Annotated in this window: 14 protein-coding genes; 6 read left to right on the top strand and 8 right to left on the bottom strand. The window is 75.8% G+C overall.

Annotation, left to right across the window (positions count from 1 at the left end):
- Window positions 1-133: 133 nt before the first annotated feature.
- The 5 genes from MF406_RS12200 to MF406_RS12185 form a co-directional block, all read right to left on the bottom strand.
- Window positions 134-1162 carry a LacI family DNA-binding transcriptional regulator gene (locus tag MF406_RS12200; RefSeq protein WP_242893993.1) on the bottom strand — a complete coding sequence of 343 codons (1029 nt, stop codon included), beginning with the start codon at window positions 1160-1162 and terminating at the stop codon, window positions 134-136.
- 107 nt (window positions 1163-1269) lie between these two features.
- Complete coding sequence (locus MF406_RS18735; RefSeq protein ID WP_256463891.1) at window positions 1270-1398, bottom strand: hypothetical protein; 129 nt, start codon at window positions 1396-1398, stop codon at window positions 1270-1272.
- Window positions 1399-1823: 425 nt separating this feature from the next.
- Window positions 1824-2843 carry a sugar phosphate isomerase/epimerase gene (locus tag MF406_RS12195; protein WP_242893990.1) on the bottom strand — a complete coding sequence of 340 codons (1020 nt, stop codon included), beginning with the start codon at window positions 2841-2843 and terminating at the stop codon, window positions 1824-1826.
- A complete protein-coding gene (locus MF406_RS12190; protein WP_242893989.1) occupies window positions 2840-4123 on the bottom strand; it encodes a dihydrodipicolinate synthase family protein in 1284 nt (427 codons plus the stop codon). Before MF406_RS12190 ends, MF406_RS12195 begins: the two co-directional genes overlap by 4 nt.
- Window positions 4120-5445, bottom strand: a complete 1326-nt coding sequence (locus MF406_RS12185; protein WP_242893986.1) for a Gfo/Idh/MocA family protein — start codon at window positions 5443-5445, stop codon at window positions 4120-4122. The genes MF406_RS12190 and MF406_RS12185 overlap by 4 nt, the downstream gene beginning before the upstream one ends.
- Before the next feature lie 388 nt (window positions 5446-5833).
- On the opposite strand from MF406_RS12185, the gene MF406_RS12180 reads away from it, so the two are divergent.
- The 3 genes from MF406_RS12180 to MF406_RS12170 all read left to right on the top strand — a co-directional run bounded on the left by MF406_RS12180 (window position 5834) and on the right by MF406_RS12170 (window position 8723).
- Complete coding sequence (locus MF406_RS12180; RefSeq protein WP_242893984.1) at window positions 5834-6715, top strand: ABC transporter permease; 882 nt, start codon at window positions 5834-5836, stop codon at window positions 6713-6715.
- Between the two features lie 126 nt (window positions 6716-6841).
- Window positions 6842-7885, top strand: coding sequence for an ABC transporter substrate-binding protein (locus MF406_RS12175; RefSeq protein ID WP_242893981.1), 1044 nt, complete (start codon window positions 6842-6844; stop codon window positions 7883-7885).
- 19 nt (window positions 7886-7904) lie between these two features.
- Window positions 7905-8723: an ABC transporter ATP-binding protein gene (locus MF406_RS12170; protein ID WP_242893978.1), complete on the top strand. Its 819-nt coding sequence runs from the start codon at window positions 7905-7907 to the stop codon at window positions 8721-8723.
- A gap of 153 nt (window positions 8724-8876) precedes the next feature.
- Here the strand turns inward: MF406_RS12170 and MF406_RS12165 are convergent, their stop codons facing one another.
- The 3 genes from MF406_RS12165 to MF406_RS12155 are packed head-to-tail and all read right to left on the bottom strand — an operon-like array spanning window position 8877 to window position 13437.
- The gene (locus MF406_RS12165; protein ID WP_242893976.1) at window positions 8877-9950 is read right to left on the bottom strand and encodes a LacI family DNA-binding transcriptional regulator; all 1074 of its coding nucleotides are present in this window, start codon (window positions 9948-9950) and stop codon (window positions 8877-8879) included.
- On the bottom strand, window positions 9947-11221 hold the full coding sequence (locus MF406_RS12160) for a substrate-binding domain-containing protein (RefSeq protein WP_242893973.1): 1275 nt from the start codon (window positions 11219-11221) through the stop codon (window positions 9947-9949). Before MF406_RS12160 ends, MF406_RS12165 begins: the two co-directional genes overlap by 4 nt.
- Window positions 11218-13437: a heparinase II/III family protein gene (locus MF406_RS12155; RefSeq protein WP_242893970.1), complete on the bottom strand. Its 2220-nt coding sequence runs from the start codon at window positions 13435-13437 to the stop codon at window positions 11218-11220. The genes MF406_RS12160 and MF406_RS12155 overlap by 4 nt, the downstream gene beginning before the upstream one ends.
- 363 nt (window positions 13438-13800) lie before the next feature.
- Between MF406_RS12155 and MF406_RS12150 the strand changes: the two genes are divergently transcribed.
- The 3 genes from MF406_RS12150 to MF406_RS12140 are packed head-to-tail and all read left to right on the top strand — an operon-like array spanning window position 13801 to window position 18256.
- Window positions 13801-14784: a hydroxyacid dehydrogenase gene (locus MF406_RS12150; protein ID WP_242893955.1), complete on the top strand. Its 984-nt coding sequence runs from the start codon at window positions 13801-13803 to the stop codon at window positions 14782-14784.
- On the top strand, window positions 14781-16964 hold the full coding sequence (locus MF406_RS12145) for a DUF2264 domain-containing protein (RefSeq protein ID WP_242893952.1): 2184 nt from the start codon (window positions 14781-14783) through the stop codon (window positions 16962-16964). The genes MF406_RS12150 and MF406_RS12145 overlap by 4 nt, the downstream gene beginning before the upstream one ends.
- Window positions 16961-18256: an ABC transporter substrate-binding protein gene (locus tag MF406_RS12140; protein ID WP_242893949.1), complete on the top strand. Its 1296-nt coding sequence runs from the start codon at window positions 16961-16963 to the stop codon at window positions 18254-18256. The genes MF406_RS12145 and MF406_RS12140 overlap by 4 nt, the downstream gene beginning before the upstream one ends.
- Window positions 18257-18358 lie beyond the last annotated feature (102 nt).

The following is an 18358-nucleotide window of genomic DNA, read 5'->3' as shown; positions in this document are numbered from 1 at the left end:
CGGGGACCGACGGGCTTGGGGCCCGGGGACGGGCGTGCGGTCGGCGGGGACGACGGCTGGTGGCTGGTGGACGGGCACGTGGTCGGGGGAGACGACGGGCTCGCGGCCGGGGACTACTGACGGGCGCGAGGAACTACGGACTGGGAGGCGGGCTGACCGACGCGCGCTCCACCACGGCGCACGGGATCCGCTCCAGGACGCCCGACTCGTCCGCCGCGCCGTGGAGGCGGGCGATCGCCCGGCGCGCGGCCCACTCGCCCATCGCGAAGTGCGGCAGCTGGACGGTGGTCAGCCCGGGGAGCATGGCGTCGGCGACGAAGTGCTGGTTGTCGAACCCGACGAGGGACAGGTCTTCCGGGACCCGGATGCCGAGGGTGGCGGCGACCTGCGCGAACGCCAGGGCGATCTGGTCCGAGAAGCAGAAGACGGCGGTGGGGCGGTCCGGGCCCTGCAGGACGGTGCGGGCGAGCCCGAAGGACGTGGGTGTGGAGGGGTCGGGCACGCTCCACTCCAGCGACGGGTCCAGCGGCAGGCCGGCCCGGGTGTGGGCGTCCTGGTAGCCGCGCCGGCGCAGCTCCGAGGCGACGAACGTGCCGCCGGCGATGTTGACCAGCCCGATGCGGCGGTGGCCGGCGGCGATCAGGTGCTCGGTCGCCGCGCGGGCCCCGCCCTCGTCGTCCGGGACGACGGCGTCGGCCGGGTCGCCGTCGGCAGGCCGGCCGTCCAGGACGACCGCCGGCACGCTGCGCGGGTGGGGCGGGACGCTGACCTCGCGGTGGTAGTCGGCCGCGATGACGAGCGCCTCGACGTCGCGCTGGAGGAGCGCGCGGGTGGCGGGCCCGTCGAGCTCGCGGTTGCCGCCGGTGTCGATGACCATGAGGAGGTACCCCTCCTCCCAGGCGGCGCTCTGGGCGCCGGCCAGCATCTGGCCGGCGAAGGGCACGGTCGCGACCTTGTCGGCGACCAGGCCGATGGTGCGGGAGCGGCGGGTCTTGAGCCCCCGGGCGAGGAGGTTGGGGACGTAGCCGAGCTCCTCCGCCCGGGCCCGCACCCGGTCGGCGATGTCCTGGCGGACCCGCCCGCGGTCCCGGTCGTTGAGGACGAGCGAGACCGTGGAGACGGAGACTCCCAGCTCCTCGGCGATGTCCTTCATCGTCAGCATCGACGGCTCCTCAGCGTCCACCCTTGGCGTCAAACGATTGATGTGGACGGTAGGAGCGTCAACCGCGTTGACGCAAAGGTGGGTCGGGTTGGCTCAAGTGACCTGCATCACATCGAGCAGCGACATGCCGAGCGCCTGGGCCCACCGGACAAGAGGGCCTGGTGACTCGACGGTCGGATGGCCTCGATGCCGATGCCGATGCCGATGCCGATGCCGATGCCGATGCCGGTGCCCATGCCCGTGGCCCGGTGTGGCTCGATGGCCCAGCTGCGGATGTGCCCGGTCCTCCGACGGCCGGACGGACACCGAGCGCGGGCGGTGCCGGCATCCTCGGCGCGAGGGCGCCGTGCCCGGAGGCCTGCGTCATCCTGTGTAGTCGTTGAAGCGCTTTCCCGTCGACGGGAAAGCGCTTCAACGACTACACAGGATGTGTGCCGCAGCTGCGGTGGCGTCGCCGCTCGGCCCGGTGCGCGCTGTACCGAGCGGGCCGGGCGAGCGCTGGACCGAGAGCGCGGGGCGCGCGCTGTTCCCAGTGGGCGCGGGGGAGGCCGGTGCCCAGTAGGCGCCGGTGACCGCAGTGGCCGGCGGGTGCGGTGAGGTCTACGTCCGGCGGTCCCGAGCGCCGTCGGGAGCATGTCCGCGGCGTCGTGCTGCCCGCCGGCTACAGGTACGGCTGGACCAGCGCGGCGTACCGCTCGGCGACGGTGGCGAGGACGTCAGCGCCGGGGGTGTCCCAGACGTCCTGGTTGAAGATCTCGACCTCGACGTCGCCGCGGTAGCCGGTGTCGGCGACCCAGCGGGTGATGGTGGGGAAGTCCACGTAGCCGTCGCCCATGTACCCGCGGGAGAGCAGGGGGTCCGCCGCGAGGGGGAGGATCCAGTCGCACACCTGGTACGCGGCCAGGCGTCCCGTCGCGCCGGCCCGCGCCACCTGCGCGGCCAGGTCCGGGTCCCACCACACGTGGTAGGTGTCCACGACGACGCCCACGGCCTCGGCCGGGAACGGCTCGGCGAGGTCCAGGCACTGGCCCAGGGTGGACAGCACCGCGCGGTCGGCGGCGAAGATCGGGTGCAGCGGCTCGAGCACGAGCCGGACGCCGTGCTCGGCGGCGAACGGCACGAGCTCGCCGATCCGGTCCGCGACCCGGGCGCGCGCGCCCCGGATGTCCTTGTCGCCGCCCGGGTCGGCTGGCAGCCCCGGCCCCGGCGCGGCGGGCAGCCCGCCGACCACCATGACCAGCTCGCTGGTGCCCAGCGTGGCGGCCTCGACGATCGCGGCGCGGTTGTCGGCGACGGCGGCCCGGCGCCCGGCGTCGTCGGCAGCGGTCAGGAACCCGCCGCGGCACAGCGAGGACACCCGCAGCCCGGCCTCGGACACCAGGCGCGCGGCCCGCTCGAGGCCGGCCTCGGCCACGCGGTCGCGCCAGAGCCCGAGCGCGGGCAGCCCGGCGCGGGCCGCGCCCTCGACCGCCTGCTCGAGGGTCCAGGCCTTGGTGGTGGCGGTGTTGAGGGAGAGGCGGGACAGGTCGGGTGTGCCAGTGGCGCTGGCCGGGCCCGTGGTGGTGATGACCGGCCCCGCAGGGGCGCTGGTGGTGGTAGCCGGGCCTGTGGCGGTGCTGGTACCTGGGCCCGCGGCGCCGGCGCCCGGTCCCGCGGGGGCGCCGGTTCGGCGGCTGCTCATCGCCAACCCTCCTCGGCCACGCCGGCAACGGCGAGGAACCGGGACATCCGTCGCGCGGCGAGGTCGGGGGCGAGCAGGAGCCCGGCACGGTCGGCGAGCCGGAAGAGCTCGACGAGGTGCGGCACCGACCGGCCGGCGTGCAGGCCGCCGACCATCTGGAAGCCGGGCTGGTGCCCGTTCAGCCAGGCCAGGAACGCGACGCCGGCCTTGTAGTAGTAGGTGGGCGCGGCGAAGATGTGCCGGCCCAGGTCCTGGGTGGCGGCGAGGATCTCGTGGGCGCGGGCCCGGTCGCCGCCGGGCTCGAGCTCCTGCAGCGCGGTGGCGGCGGCCGGGGCGATGGCGGCGAACACCCCGAGCAGGGCGTCGGAGTGGCCGCGGTCGTCGCCGACGACGAGGTCCGGGTAGTTGTAGTCGTCCCCGGTGTACATCCGCACCCCGGCGGGCAGCCGCTCGCGCAGCCACACCTCCAGCTCGGCGTCGAGGAGGGAGACCTTGATCCCGTCGACCCTGCCGGGGTGGGCGGCGATGAGCCCGAGCACGGTCTCGCCCGCGGCGTACGGGTCGCGCGCGCCCCAGTACCCGGCCAGGGCCGGGTCGAAGGCCTCGCCCAGCCAGTGCAGGATCACCGGCTCGGTGGACTCGGCCAGCAGCGCCGAGTAGACGGTCAGGTAGTCCTCCGCGTCGCGGGCGACGGCGGCCAGGGCCCGGGAGGCCATCAGGATCGGCTTGGCCCCGGCACCGGTGACGGTGGCCAGCTGCTCGCGGTAGGCGTCGGTGACCCGGGCCAGGGCGGCGGGCGTCGTGGTCCGGCGCGAGCGCATGTCCGTGCCCGGCCCGTTCTCGACGGCGCGGGCCGGGGCACCGGCGGCGGCGGCGCCGAGGTCGGCCAGGTCGAGCTGGTCGGTGCCGGCCCCGCAGGCGATGGCGGCGCCGACGGACCGGGCCTCGGCGGCCGAGCGACGGATGAGCTCGGCAGCGGCGGGCCAGTCCAGGCCCATGCCGCGCTGGGCGGTGTCCATGGCCTCGGCCACGCCGAGGCCGTAGGACCACAGGTGGTGGCGGAAGGCGAGGGTGGCGTCCCAGTCCAGCTCGGCGGGCCGGCCGGGGGTGTTGTCGGCGCCGACCGCCGGCACCACGTGGGCAGCGGCGTAGGCCACCCGCGCGGTCAGCGGCCGGGCCGGCCGGGTCCACGGCCCGGGCTCGCCGAGGCGGTAGGGCGCCCGGGCGCCGTCGGGCCCGGGGAGGAGGACGCTCGGGGCGGTCAGCGGCTGGGTGCTCATCGGGCGACCCCCGTGGCGCCGTCGCCCGCGGCCGCGGCCGACACCTGGGCGGGCACGACGCGCGAGTCGCCGTCGGTGGGCGGGCCACCGCCGTCGGCAGCCTGCCCCGCGCCGTCGGCAGCCGGCCGGGCGCCGTCGTCCACCGAGACCGGCGGGACCTCGTCCAGGGTGACCGGCGGGACCTCGACCCGCCGGCCCTCGGCGGAGGAGCGCAGGCCGAGCTCGGCGAGCTGGACGCCGCGGGCGGCGGACAGCAGCCCGTAGCGGTGCGGTCGGCCGGCCAGGACGTCGCGCAGGAACTCCTCCCACTGGAGCTTGAAGCCGTTGTCCAGGTCGGCGTTCGCCGGGACCTCCAGCCACTGCTCGCGGAACGGCTCGGTGACCGGCAGGTCCGGGTTCCACACCGGCATCGGGGTGTGCGCGCGCTGCTGGGCCACGCACCGGCGCAGCCCGGCGACGGCGGAGCCGTGCGTGCCGTCGACCTGGAACTCGACGAGCTCGTCGCGGAAGACGCGCACCGCCCAGGAGGAGTTGATCTGCGCGATCACCGGGTCCCCGCCCGGGGTGGTGACCTCGAAGATGCCGTACGCCGCGTCGTCGGCGGTGGCGGTGTAGGGGTTGCCGCGCTCGTCCCAGCGGGTGGGGATGTGCGTGACGGCCTTGGCGGTCACCGACTCCACGGTGCCGAGGATGCCCTCCAGGACGTAGTTCCAGTGGCAGAACATGTCGGTGGTGATCCCGCCGCCGTCCTCGGCGCGGTAGTTCCACGACGGGCGCTGGGCCGGCTGGCTGTCGCCCTCGAAGACCCAGTAGCCGAACTCCCCGCGCAGGGACAGGATCCGGCCGAAGAAGCCCTCCTCGACCAGGCGGCGGAGCTTGACCAGGCCGGGCAGGTAGAGCTTGTCGTGCACGACGCCGGCGGTCACCCCGGTCTGCTGGGCGAGGCGGGCGAGCTCGACCGCCTCGGGCAGGGTCTCGGCGGTCGGCTTCTCGGTGAAGACGTGCTTGCCGGCGCGCATCGCCGCGGTCAGCGCGGCCGCCCGGCGGGACGTGACCTGGGCGTCGAAGTAGATGTCGACGGTGGGGTCGGCGAGGGTGGCCTCGAGGTCGGTGCTCCACTCGGCGACGTCGTGCCGCGCGGCGAGCTCGGCGAGCTTGTCGGCGTTGCGGCCGACCAGGACCGGCTCGACCTGGACGCGGCTGCCGTCCGTGAGCTCGACGCCGCCGGCGTCCCGGATGGCCAGGATGGAGCGGACCAGGTGCTGGCGGTAGCCCATCCGGCCGGTGACGCCGTTCATGGCGATGCGCAGGGTGGCGGTCATGGGTTCTCTCCGTCGAGTGAGGCGGGCGTGGTCGGGAATGCGCTTTCCACGCTAGGGCGAGGACAGGCCTGCCGTCAACCCCACGCGGCGGGTGGCGCCGGTCAGGGCCGGTCGCCGGAGCGGCCCGCGGGGGCCAGCCGTCGAGCTCGGTTCGCTCGCTCGCCGTCGCCTCGCTGGGTCTCGACGTAGACGGAGAAGGCTGGTTCCGGCGGAGAGCAGGGCAGCGGAGGCGTCATGCCGGGGGAGCGGCGGACCTGACGCCGACGCGCCGGGCGTCCTACGCCGGACTCCCGGCCGGATGGCCCTGGCCTCTTGACTCACTGTGGCGAGTGTCATAGCGTCGAGTGGGAAAGCGGTATCCCACTTCCTCGATGACGCGGAGATCGTTGTGACCCAGCTGCAACCAGTCGAAGCCTCCCCCGCGGCACCCCCGCCGGGACCGGACCGACCGGCGTCGCCCCGGACGGGGCGGGCCAGGGCCCGGCAGATCTGGGCGGGGAGCTGGCGCTCCCTCACCTTCCTCGTCCTTGCGCTCGCGCTGTGGTGGCTCGTCACCGCCCAGGGCTGGGTGAAGCCGTACGTGCTGCCCTCCCCGGGGGATACCTGGAGCACCGGCGCGGAGCACTGGGCGTACCTGATGGACCACACCTGGGTGACCACCTACGAGACGGTCCTCGGCTTCCTCATCGCCTTCGTCGTCGGGGAGCTCGTCGCCATCCTCATGGTCTACTCCAAGAACCTCGAGCTGACCGCGTACCCGATCATCCTGGTCGCCCAGGTGATCCCCAAGATCGCCGTCGCGCCGCTGTTCGTGGTGTGGCTGGGCTTCGGTGTCGCCCCCAAGGTGACGATCGCCGTGCTCATGGCGTTCTTCCCCATCGTCGTGTCCGGGCTCGCCGGGTTGCGGTCGGTGGACCCGGAGACCCTCGACCTGGCCAAGACGATGGGCGCGAGCCGGTTCAACACGTTCCGGAAGATCCAGTTCCCGGCCTCCCTCCCGCAGCTGCTCTCCGGGCTCAAGGTCGCCGCGACCCTGGCCGTCACCGGTGCCGTGGTCGGCGAGTTCGTCGGCGGGAACGAGGGCCTGGGGTACGTGATCCTCCAGGCCAACGGCACCATGGACACGGCGATGCTCTTCGCCGCCCTGGTCATCATGTCGGTCCTGGGCATCCTGCTCTTCGCCGTGATCCAGCTCGCCGAGCACCTCCTGATCCCCTGGCACGCCTCCCGGCGCGGCGCGGCCGGTGCCGCCGTCATCGGCCAGGCATGAGTCCTCCCGCCGGCACCGGCGTGACTCCTCGCGCAGACGTACCGGCGTGAGCCGACGCGCGGACGCACAGCCGTGCGCCCGCGCCCACAGACAAGCAGCCCTCCCACGACCCCTGGAGCCCGAACCATGACTCGTCCCATCCGCAAGACCACGGGCAGCGCCGCGCTCGCCCTGACAATTCTGGCGCTCGCCGCGTGCGGCGGCGGCACCGATGCCGACGCCGACGCCGCGGGCGGATCCGGTACGTCCGGTGACGCGACCGACGTGACCCTGATGCTCAACTGGTACCCCTACGGCGAGCACGCACCGTTCTACTACGGCGTCGAGGAGGGCATCTTCGAGGAGCACGGGATCAACCTCGAGATCGAGGCCGGCCAGGGCTCGACGAAGACCGCCCAGGCGGCCGGGGCCGGCGAGGTCGACTTCGGCTGGGCGGACACCCCCGCTGTCCTCGGCAACATCGACAACGGCGTGGAGGTGAAGAGCGTCGGCGTCTTCCTCCAGACCACGCCGTCGGCCGTGCAGGTCTTCGCCGACGCCGGCATCGAGGAGCCGGCCGACCTCAAGGGCAAGACGATCGCCGTCTCGGCGGGCGACGCGCCGACGACGACCTTCCCGATGTACCTCGAGGCGGCCGGGCTCGCCGAGGGGGACGTCAACCAGCAGAACCTGGACCCGGCCGGGAAGATCTCCGCTCTGCTCTCCGGCCAGGTCGACGGCCTCATCGGCTTCGCCCACGACCAGGGCCCGACCATCGCGGCCAAGAGCGGCAAGGAGATGACCTACCTGCGGTACTCCGACGTGGGCCTGAGCTTCTTCAGCAACGGCCTGGTCGTGAGCACCTCGACCATCGAGGACGACCCGGACCTGGTCGAGCGCATGGTCGCCGCCACCTCCGAGGCGCACGAGGCCGCGCGGGAGAACCCCGAGGACGCGGTGGCCGCGATGGAGGGCAAGGACCCGCAGATGCCCGAGCAGGACGTGCTCCTGGACCAGTGGACCCAGACCATCGACCTCCTGACCACGGAGCGCACCGCGGACGCCGCCCCGGGCGTCAACGACCCCGAGGACTGGGCCGACACCCTCGCCGTGCTGGCCGAGGCGGGGCTCATCGAGCCCGGCGGGGACCTGGAGACCTACTACGACGACTCGTTCAGCCCGGCGGGCTGACCGGAGAGGGGCCAGCGCGATGACCACAACGACCACCCGCCCGGACACCGGCCCGGCGGCCCGCGGCGACAAGGCCGTCGCCATCCGGGGCGCCGCAGTCACCTTCTCGTCCCAGCGACGCCGGGTCACGGCCCTCGAGGGCGTCGACCTGGACGTCGCGACGGGAGAGTTCGTCACCATCGTCGGGCCCTCCGGGTGCGGCAAATCCACCCTGCTGAAGGTGGTCTCCGGGCTGATCCCGCACTCGGCCGGCTTGGTGGAGATCTACGGGGAGCCCGTCACCGGGCCCCGGCACGACATCGGCTACGTCTTCCAGCGCCCCGCGCTGCTGGAGTGGCGGAGCGTGCGGGCGAACATCATGCTCCAGGCCGAGATGCGCGGGCTGCCCCGGGCCGCGGCGCGGCAGCGGTGCGCGGAGCTGATCGAGATGACCGGGCTGTCCGGGTTCGAGTCGGCCCTGCCGCACGAGCTCTCCGGCGGCATGCAGCAGCGGGTCGCCCTGTGCCGGGCCCTGCTCCACGAGCCCGCCATCCTGCTCATGGACGAGCCGTTCGGTGCCCTGGACGCCCTCACCCGCGAGCGGATGAACCGCGAGCTCCACGCGATCTGGCGGCGGACCGGCACTACCGTCCTGCTGGTCACGCACTCGGTCGCCGAGGCGGTCTACCTCGCGAACCGTGTCGTCGTGATGAGCCCCCGGCCCGGACGGATCCTCGAGATCGAGGACGTGCCGCTGCCCCGCGAGCGGGACTACGCCGAGACGATGCAGGACCCGACGTTCACCCACGTGGCGAACCGCGTGCGGGACCTGCTGGGCGCCCAGGAGGGCGCCGACTGACTGCTGGTTACTGAGTGCCGGTTGTCGACCGGTGGAACCTGACCAGCGGTCAGGTCCAGGCCCGCCCCGCGGGGTAACGCCGTCGGGCCGGTCGGCAGCCGTCAGCCGGCCGCGAGCCGTCAACCGGCTGCGAGCCGTCAGCCGGCCGCGCCGTCAGGCCGGACCGGGCGTGGAGGCCCGCAGCACGACCTCCCCGGCCACCACCACCTCGTGCGGCCCCTCGGCCGGGTCCGCCAGCGCCAGCCGGGTGACCTGCCGGCCGATCTCCGGCATCGGGATCCGCACGGTGGTCAGCGCCGGGGTGACGTCCTGCAGGGTGGGGATGTCGTCGAACCCGGCGAAGGCGGTCTCGGTCGGCACCGCCACGCCCGCCTCCCGGGCGGCCGTCATCGCGCCCAGCGCCATCACGTCGGTGACGGCGAAGACGACCTCGGCGCCGGTGCGCCTGCCGAGCAGCTCGCCCATGGCGGCGTGGCCGCCGTCCCGGGTCAGCGGTCCGGGGACCTGCGCGGCGGCCGGGACGGTCACGCCCAGCTCGGCCAGGCCGGCGGCGAAGCCGGCGGCCCGGTCCCGGGCGGTGAGGTTCTCCGGCGGCCCGGTCAGGACCGCGAACCGGCGGTAGCCGCGCCCGTGCAGGGCGCGGGCCAGCTCGGCGCTGCCGCCGGCGTTGTCGATCCGGACGGTGCTGGCACCGAGGACCGGCTGGCTCACCAGGGCCACCGTGCCGCCGCGGGCCTGGTAGGCGTCCAGGGCGCGCCGCAGCCGCAGGGTCGCCGCGCCGTCGTCCGAGCGGGAGCCGACCAGGACCATCGCGCGGACGCGCTGGTTCTGCAGGGTGCGGACGAGCTCGAGCTCGCGGTCGGCGTCGTGATTGGTGTTGGCCAGGGTGACCAGCAGTCCGGCCTCGTCCGCCGCCTCGGTGACCCCGGCGGCGATGGCGGAGAAGTACGGGTCGGCGATGTCGTGCACGACCAGCCCGAGCGCCGCCGTGCGCCCCCGGGCCATCGCCTGGGCGTGGGCGTTGGGGGAGTAGCCCAGCCGGTCGGCCGTGGCCAGCACGCGCGCGCGCAGCTCGGCGCCCACCGCCCGGTTGACGCTGCCGTTGATCGCCCGGGACGCGGTGGCCACGGACACCCCGGCCGCGCGGGCGACGTCGGCGAGGGTGACCGCGCCGGCGGCCGGCGCGGCGCGGCGGCGTGCCCGGACGCCGTCGGGCGGACCGCTCACCGGTACCGCCCGGTGGCCGCGGCGTCGCCGCCGGACGACGGCGGCCCGCTCGACTCGCGCAGGACCAGCTCGGGGCTGACCAGGACGCGGTGCACCGGCCGGTCCGGCTCGGCCAGCCGGGCGGCGAGCAGCTGGACCGCCGCCCGGCCCACGGCCCGCCGGGGCGGGCGCACCGCGGTGAGCGCCGGGCTCGCCAGGCCGGCCACCTCGTCGTCGTAGGCCACGACCGACAGGTCCCCGGGCACCGACCACCCGCGGTCCGCGGCGTGCTGCACGACCGCCATCGCCTCGGGGTCGGAGTGGACGAGCAGCGCGGTGGTGGACGTCGCGCGGCACCCGGCCAGGACCTCCGCCACCGCCGCCTCGAAGCCGGCCGAGCGGCGCTCCGGCAGCCGCACCTCCACGGTCTCCTCGGCGGCCAGGTCGAGGTCAGCGCGGGCCCGGTCCCACCCGGTCCGCACGTGCCGGGCGGTCGGGCTCTGGTGGCTGGTGACCAGGCCGATCCGGCGGTGCCCCAGGTCGGCGAGGTGGCGCACGGCCATCTCCGCGCCCAGCGCGTGGTCGGAGACCGCCGACTCCAGGGCCTGGTGGTGGGGCCCGTGCGTGGCGGCGCGCTCGACCAGGACCACCGGCAGCCCGCACCGGGCGACCCACTCGACCAGGTCCGGTGCGTGCGGGCCGGCCATGTTGGGCGCGAGGAGCAGGCCGCGGACGCCGTCGGTCTCGGCGAGCCGGGCGAGCAGGGGCCGTTCGTCCGGGCTGTCGTAGGAGGACCCGCGCAGGAGGACCCGCAGGCCGTGGCGGCGTGCCTCCTCCTCCGCGCCGCGGGCCACGCTGGGCCAGTAGTAGTCCAGCGACGGCACGAGCATGGCGAGGTGGCCGGTGGCCGGGGTCCCGTCCGGGTCGGTCCCGCCCGGGCGGCCGACGGCGGCCCGGTCGGGGGCGGGAGCGTGGCCGTCGGTGCTGGCGGGGCTTGCGACGGTGGCGTGGCCGTTGCTGGGGCCGCTGCCGTCGCTGGCACGGTCGCCGTCGGCGCGGGGCTGACCGGCGCGGAGCCGCGGACCGTCCCAGGGCAGCGTGGCACCGCCGTGCACGCGGCGGACGCGCCCTTCCCGGACCAGCTGGGCGATGTCGCGGCGGACGGTCACGGCGCTGACGCCGAGCTCGTCGACGAGGTCGGCGACGGCGACCGCGCCGTCGCGGTGCAGCGCCTCGAGGAGGAGGGCGCGGCGGGACGCGGGCAGCTGCCGGCGCTGCTCGGCAGTGATCATCGGCGCACCTCCACGCGCAGGACGAGGGACCCGGCTCGCCCGGCGTCCGTCGTCGGGCGCAGCGTCAGGCGGGTCAGGGTCGGGCCCCACACCGCCGAGAGCATCGGGTCCTCCAGCGCTCTCGTCTCCAGGGTCGGGACCACGCGGTCGTCCTCCCAGGTCAGGATGGTAGCGCGGGCCCCGTCCAGGGGACGGACCTCGAGCCGGGGCGGCGTCCCGGGGCCCGCGTCGGCGGGGATCACCGTCCCGGCGAGCACCCACCGCACCGCCACGCCGTCGTCGAGCACCGGCTGGCCGGCGTCGGGCGCCGGCCCGCCGTCATCGAGCGCCGCCCCGCCGTGGTCGGGCGCCGCCCCGCCGTGGTCGGGCGCCGCCCCGCCGTGGTCGGGCGCCACCTCGCCGTGGTCGGGCACCGTTCGGCCGTCGTCGGCGCCCGGCCCCGGCCGCGCCGGCAGCGTCCACTCGTCGCGGACCTCGACGGCTCCGGTCGCGCGGTCCAGCGTCGCGGTGCGGACCCACCGGCCGTCCTCGTACCCCGGGTACGCGCCGGCCAGGTCGAGCCGGAGCCCGGCGGCGCCGTCGTCGACCGTGGCGGTGACGTCGCGGGCGGCGAACCGGGCCCCGGCGGCCTGCCCGGTGCCGGGCAGCCGGGGGACGTTGTGCCAGTCGCTCTGCATCGGCCACAGGTCGTACCGGTCCGGGCCGAACGTCCGTGCCGTGTAGGTCGGCCGGCCGGGGTCGACCAGGACGGGCACGCCGTCGACCGCGACGACCACCGAGCCGACGTCGTTGTGGTTGTGGTGCTCGCCGTTGTGGCCGCCCTTGACGGCCAGGGTCACCGAGGCGTCGCCGCGGGCCCGGCGGGCGAGGAGCACCTGGGTGGAGGGCAGCCACACGTCCCGCACCAGCGGCGCCGGGGCGGGTGTGGCGGCCGCCCAGGCCCGGTCGGTCATCGCCCGCACCAGCCGGCCGAGCCCGGCGTCCTCCCGGCCCACCGGGGCCCCGGGCGTGCGGTAGGACGCGGCGTGCCGGCGGGCGTCGTCGTCGCCCACGTCCCGGGCCCAGCGGTGCAGCACGTCCCACGGCTGGGCCCGGCCGGGCCGGGCCGGCCCGTCGCCCAGGTTGAGGTACCAGTCCCCGGCCGCCCCGGCGCCCAGGTGCATGCGGTGCGGGAACGCGACGGTCGCGCGCAGCGCCGGCACCCCGGTGGCGTCCAGTGCCCCGCCGGTGGCGTGCTGCAGCAGCTCGGCCGCCTCCAGGGTCCGGCACGCCCCGTTCCACCAGTAGGCGTAGCCCTCGTCGACCGCCCCGTCGGCGGGCAGGGACGCGACGTAGCGGTCCAGGCCCTCGATCACGAGCGCGACGACGTCGGCCCGGGCGGCCCGGTCCGGCTCCAGGGCCAGCGCGGCGAGGAGGAGGTTGCCGTGGATCCACGGGTTCCAGTTGTGCACGTCCCCGTCGAGCCCGAGCCAGTGCCAGTCCCGGCGCCGGACGAAGGGGTCCAGGACGCGCACCCGGGCCTCGTGCCGGACCCGGTCCCGCAGCCCCGGATAGCGCTCGTCCAGGAAGGCGCCGAGCAGGTGGTCGGTCCAGGCGAGCTGGCCGACGACCTCCCCGGCGCCCAGGTCGAGGTAGGGGTCGGTGACGGTGGGCAGCACGGCGCCGTGCACGGCCCGGGTGTCGTCGTGGGCGGGCCAGCACCACGAGCTCTGCTCGCACAGGGCCCAGACGCCGTCGGCCACCTCGTCCAGCCGCGCCGGGCTCGGGTCCACGGCGGCCGCGACGACGGCGCGGCTGAGCCGGTGCTGGCGGGCGAAGACGAGCTGCTCGTAGCCGTCCCGGTCGCCGTCGCGATGGTAGCGGGCGTAGCGGCTGGCGGTCGGCTGCGGCCAGGGCCGGCCGACGTCGTGGTCGGCCCGGGCGAGGACGGCCCGGGCGGTGGGCGGGTCGGCCCGGGCGGTGGGCGCGTCGGCCCGGGCGGCCGGGCGGGTCGTGGCTGGGCCCGTGACGGAGCGGCGGGGACCGGCCCGGCCGGTGCCCGTGGCGGCCACGTCCCAGCAGGCGCGGTCGGTGGCGGCCGGGACCGGCAGGGCCGCGCCCGGCGGGAGGAGGGAGGTGCGCAGCGCCGCGGCGCTGGCTCGCGGCCCCCAGGCGCTGAGCAGCGGGCCCCGCGCAGCGGGACGGCGGGCACCCGCCTCGGCCGTGCGTCGGTGCATGCGCTGCTCCTCTTCGGCGTGGGGCGAGTGGTGGGCCGGTCGTTCGGGCGGGGCGGGTAGCGGTGGGCCTGGGGCAGTCTTCGGTCCGGCTGCTCCGCGGGTCTGGTTCGCTGGCGGGACGGGCGGTACTGACGTCCCGGGTCCGGGCAACTGCCAACCAGTCCGCCCCTGATCATGTCTGATCGTAACCGATCGGGAAAGCGCTTGACAGTGGCAGGCATCACCGGGTTATGGTTCCGACCGACGCAGTACCGATCGGACCTGATCGCACTTCGACCACCCGGCCGCCGACGGCCGCCAACGAACTTCGACGGTGAAGGGCCACCCGTGACAGCTCATCCTCGCCCCCATGTGCTCCTGGCCATGGACCCGGCGACCTTCTCGCTGCAGTTCGGCGCCGCCGAGCTGGACCGCCTGGGGACCCTCGCGGACCTCGGCGACCCGGTCGCCGTCGCCGAGCTGGACAGCCCCGGCGCCCGGGCCCGCCTGGCGGAGGCCGAGGTGCTGCTCACCTCCTGGGGCGCCCCGACCCTCACCGCCGATCGGCTCGACGCCGCCCCCCGCCTCCGCGCCGTGCTGCACGCCGCCGGGAGCGTCCGCGGCATCGTCACCGACGCCGTCCACCAGCGCGGCGTCCTGGTCAGCTCCGCCGCCGAGGAGAACGCGGTGCCGGTGGCCGAGTTCACCCTCGCGGCGATCATCATGGCCGGGAAGAAGGCGCCGTTCCTGGCCGCCCGCGCCCGCACCGAGCGCAACGGCTGGGCCGACGTCCACCGCCGCCGCGACCTGTCCAACGTCGGGCGCACCATCGGCGTCGTCGGCTTCTCCCGCAGCGGCCGGCGGGTGGTCGACCTGCTCCGGGTGCTGCGGACCGGCCGGGTCCTGGTCAGCGACCCCTACGCGGACCCCGCCGACGTCGCCGCCGCCGGCGGGACGCTCGTCGAGCTCGACGACCTGCTCCGGGCCGCGGAGATCCTCACCCTGCACGCCCCCGCCCTGCCCTCGACGTACCGGATAATCGGCGCCCGCGAGCTCGCGCTCCTGCCCGCCGGGGCAACCCTCATCAACACCGCCCGCGGGGCGCTCGTCGACCACGACGCCCTCGCCGCGGCCTGCGCCGCCGGCCGCCTGGACGCCATCCTCGACGTGACCGACCCCGAGCCCCTGCCCCCGGGCTCCCCGCTCCTGGAGATGCCGAACGTCATGGTCACCCCGCACGTGGCCGGCTCCCTCGGCGCCGAGACGCGCCGGCTGAGCAACCACGCGATCGACGAGCTGGCCCGCCTCCTCGGCGGGGAGGCCCTGGCCACGCCGGTCACGGCGGGCTCGTCGGCGGTGAGCGCATGACCACCCACCCGGCCCCCGCCGTCGGCGCCGCCGCCGCCCGCGCCGACGCCGCCCGGCCCGCCACCGCCGACGACGCCGAGCCCACCCTCGATGCCGCCCGCGCCGTCTCGCCGATCACCGGCTGGGACCGCGACCGCTGGGCCGCCCACGCCGACGCCCTGCTGGCCGCCGTGCGCCCGTACGCCTCCCCGGCGCACTCCCTGATCACCCTGCCCGGCGCTCCCGGCGGGTACGGCACCGCCGTCGACGGGCTGGAGGGCTTCGCCCGCACGTTCCTGCTCGCCGGGTTCCGCCTCGCCGGCGAGCGGGGGCAGGACCCCGACGGGCTCGCCGAGTGGTACGCCGCGGGCATCGCGGCCGGCACCGACCCCACCTCCGCGCACCGCTGGGTGCGGCTGGACGAGCACGGCCAGGCCAAGGTCGAGGCCGCCTCGATCGCCCTGGTCCTGGACCTGACCCGGCCGTGGCTGTGGGACCGGCTCGACCCCGCGGTCCAGGAGCGGGTGGTGGACTACCTCGCGCCCGCCGTCGGGGACGAGACCTACCCGCAGACCAACTGGGTCTGGTTCCGCCTGGTGGTCCAGACCTTCCTGCGCTCGGTCGGCGGGCCGCACTCGCTCGCCGAGATGCAGGCCGACCTCGCCACCCACGACAGCTTCGCCCGCCCCGGCGGCTGGCTGGCCGACGGCGCCGAGCGCGCCTTCGACCACTACGCCGGCTGGGCCCTGCACGTCTACCCCACGCTGTGGGCGCGGATGGCCGGAGCCGCGGACCTCGCCGCCCCGCGCGCGGAGACCGACCGCGCCCGGCTGGACCGGTTCTTGCGCGACGCGGTCGCGCTCGTCGGGGCGGACGGCTCCCCGCTCGTGCAGGGCCGCTCGCTCATCTACCGGTTCGCGGCCGCGGCCCCGTTCTGGGTCGGCGCCCTCGCCGAGGTCCCCTCCCTGCCGCCCGGGCTGCTGCGCCGCGCCGCCTCCGGGATGGTGGACCACTTCGCCCGGCACGGGGCCCCGGACCGCCGCGGGCTGCTGACCCTGGGCTGGCACCAGGAGTGGCGCCGGCTCGCCCAGAGCTACTCCGGGCCCGGCTCGCCGTACTGGGCCAGCAAGGGCTTCCTCGGCCTGGCGCTGCCCGCCGACCACCCGGTGTGGACCGCCACCGAGGAGCCGCTCCCGGTGGAGCGGGCCGACGTGCTGGCCGCCGTCGCCGCCCCCGGATGGCTCGTCGCGGGCACCACGGCCGACGGCGTGGTCCGGGTGGTCAACCACGGCACCGACCACGCCACGGCCGGGGCGGCCACCGGGGACTCCCCGCTGTACGCCCGGCTCGGCTACTCCACCGCCGCCGCCCCGCTCCTGGACGAGGCCGCCTGGACCCACCCGGTGGACCAGTCGGTGGTGCTGGCGGACGACGGCGGCCGGCGCTCGCACCGCACCGGGTTCGAGACTCTCGAGGTCGGCCTCACCGCTGACGGCGCGGCCGCCGTCGCCGCGTCCCGGGCCGCCGCGCACTGGCTGGACGTGCGCGCCGACGGCGCCCGGCACGGCTCGGGCCTGCCCGGGACCGCCGAGCCGGCCGGGACGCTCACCGTGGTCTCGGTGGTCCGCGGCGCGTGGGAGGTCCGGCTCGTCCGGGTCGAGGACGCCGCCGGGGCGGCGCGCTCGGTGCAGGTCGGCGGGTGGCCGCTGGCCGACGACGACGCGCCGGCCGGGACGACGACGGCTGCCGCGGACACGCCGGCCGGGACGCTGGCCGCCGCGCGGACCGGGACGACGGCCGCCGACGGCGCCCCGCCCGGGACGACGGTGCCCCCCGCCGGCGCGGACGTCCGCACGCCGCGGCTGCGCTCCCGGCTGGTGGGCCTGCACGGGAGCTGGACGGCCGCCGTCGTCGACGCCGAGGACGCCTCCCCGCTGGGCCGGCACGCCCGGGTGCCGATCCTCACCGGGCCGGTGGCGACCGGATGGACCGCCGTCGCCGTGGCGCTCGGCGCCCCCGGCCCGGTGACCGACAACCCCCCGGCGGCGCGCGTCGACCGGGACCACGACCAGGACCACGTCACCGTGACGTGGGACGACGGCACCCGCACCCATGTGCGGCTGCCCCGACCCCGGCCCACCGGGCCGACCGAGACAGGTGGGGCCGCCGTCGGCCCCACCGGCCGAGAGGAGACGCAATGAGGCGCAGGACGATCAAGGGGCTCGCCGTCACCGCGACGGGTGCCCTGCTCATCGCCGGGTGCAGCGGCGGAGAGGGGGAGAGCGCGACGGCGGCCGACGGCCGGACGGCGCTGACCGTCTCCGTCTGGAACATCGAGGGCACGCCGGAGTTCAACGCGGAGTTCGACGCCTACGAGGAGGCGAACCCGGACATCGACATCCAGCCGGTCGACATCCTCGCGGACGACTACCCCGAGAAGGTCACCGCGATGCTCGCCGGCGGGGACACGACCGACGTGCTGACGATGAAGAACGTCGTCGACTACGCCCGGTACGCCAGCCGGGGCCAGCTCCAGGACATCACCGAGCTGGCCGAGTCGGCCCCCGAGGGCCTCGAGGGCCTGGACGCCTTCGACCAGGACGGGAAGTACTTCGCGCTGCCGTACCGGCAGGACTTCTGGGCCCTGTACTACAACAAGGGCCTCTTCGAGGAGCTCGGGCTCGAGGTGCCGGCCGAGCTCACCTGGGAGGAGTACGCCGACCTGGCGAAGCAGATCACCGAGGAGGCCGCGGCCGCGGGGATCACGCCCGCAGAGGGGGAGAAGGTCTACGGCACCTACCACCAGATCTGGCGCTCGCTGGTGCACGCCACCGCGGCCGCGCAGACCGGCGGGGACCAGCTGAGCGGGGAGTACGAGTTCTTCGAGCCGTACTACGAGTGGGCGCTCGACGTGCAGGACGCCGGCGCGACGCTGGACTTCGCCACCGCGAACTCCCAGCAGGTCACCTACCGCACGATGTTCACCACCGAGCAGGCGGCCATGCTCCCGATGGGGTCCTGGTTCATCGGGGCGCTGCTGCAGAGCAAGGCCGCGGGGGAGTCCGACGTCGACTGGGGCATCGCCAAGCTGCCGCAGGCGAGCGCCGGGGAGGACGTGACGTTCGGCTCGCCGACGGCGTTCGCGGTCAACAAGAACGCCCGCAGCGCCGACGCCGCCGCCGACTTCGTCGAGTGGGCGGCCGGGCCCGAGGGCGCGAAGGCGGTGGCGTCCGTCGGAGCCACGCCCGCGCTGCAGTCTGAGGAGATCACCGAGGCGTTCTTCGCCCTGGACGGCATGCCCCAGGACGAGACCTCCAAGGCCGCGTTCGAGCCCGGCGAGGTCGCGCTCGAGATGCCGGTCAGCGAGCACACCTCCGACATCGACCAGATCCTCATGGAGGAGCACGAGCTGATCATGACCGGCTCGGTGCCGCTGGAGGAGGGCATCGCCGAGATGAACCGGCGGGTCCAGGACGAGGTCCTCTCCAGGTGACCCGTGGGTCGGGGCGCCGTCGGCGCCCCGACCCGCCGCCCCGGCCCTCGGCCTCTCGTCCCCGTCGGCCGACCCGGGGCCCGCCCGGGGTGCCGCTCCGCC

This window comes from Georgenia sp. TF02-10 (assembly GCF_022759505.1).
Lineage (GTDB): Bacteria > Actinomycetota > Actinomycetes > Actinomycetales > Actinomycetaceae > TF02-10.
The sequence above is the reverse complement of the archived record's forward strand: the minus strand, read 5'-3'. Positions and strand labels throughout refer to the sequence as shown.

What these genes read in the sequence shown, in the direction of transcription:
- MF406_RS12155 (WP_242893970.1), bottom strand. Translation starts at nt 13,437, where the DNA reads ATGCACCGACGCACGGCCGAGGCGGGTGCCCGCCGTCCCGCTGCGCGG.
- MF406_RS12200 (WP_242893993.1), bottom strand. Translation starts at nt 1,162, where the DNA reads ATGCTGACGATGAAGGACATCGCCGAGGAGCTGGGAGTCTCCGTCTCC.
- MF406_RS12160 (WP_242893973.1), bottom strand. Translation starts at nt 11,221, where the DNA reads ATGATCACTGCCGAGCAGCGCCGGCAGCTGCCCGCGTCCCGCCGCGCC.
- MF406_RS12175 (WP_242893981.1), top strand. Translation starts at nt 6,842, where the DNA reads ATGACTCGTCCCATCCGCAAGACCACGGGCAGCGCCGCGCTCGCCCTG.
- MF406_RS12185 (WP_242893986.1), bottom strand. Translation starts at nt 5,445, where the DNA reads ATGACCGCCACCCTGCGCATCGCCATGAACGGCGTCACCGGCCGGATG.
- MF406_RS12195 (WP_242893990.1), bottom strand. Translation starts at nt 2,843, where the DNA reads ATGAGCAGCCGCCGAACCGGCGCCCCCGCGGGACCGGGCGCCGGCGCC.
- MF406_RS12170 (WP_242893978.1), top strand. Translation starts at nt 7,905, where the DNA reads ATGACCACAACGACCACCCGCCCGGACACCGGCCCGGCGGCCCGCGGC.
- MF406_RS12190 (WP_242893989.1), bottom strand. Translation starts at nt 4,123, where the DNA reads ATGAGCACCCAGCCGCTGACCGCCCCGAGCGTCCTCCTCCCCGGGCCC.
- MF406_RS12145 (WP_242893952.1), top strand. Translation starts at nt 14,781, where the DNA reads ATGACCACCCACCCGGCCCCCGCCGTCGGCGCCGCCGCCGCCCGCGCC.
- MF406_RS12150 (WP_242893955.1), top strand. Translation starts at nt 13,801, where the DNA reads ATGGACCCGGCGACCTTCTCGCTGCAGTTCGGCGCCGCCGAGCTGGAC.
- MF406_RS18735 (WP_256463891.1), bottom strand. Translation starts at nt 1,398, where the DNA reads ATGGGCACCGGCATCGGCATCGGCATCGGCATCGGCATCGGCATCGGC.
- MF406_RS12140 (WP_242893949.1), top strand. Translation starts at nt 16,961, where the DNA reads ATGAGGCGCAGGACGATCAAGGGGCTCGCCGTCACCGCGACGGGTGCC.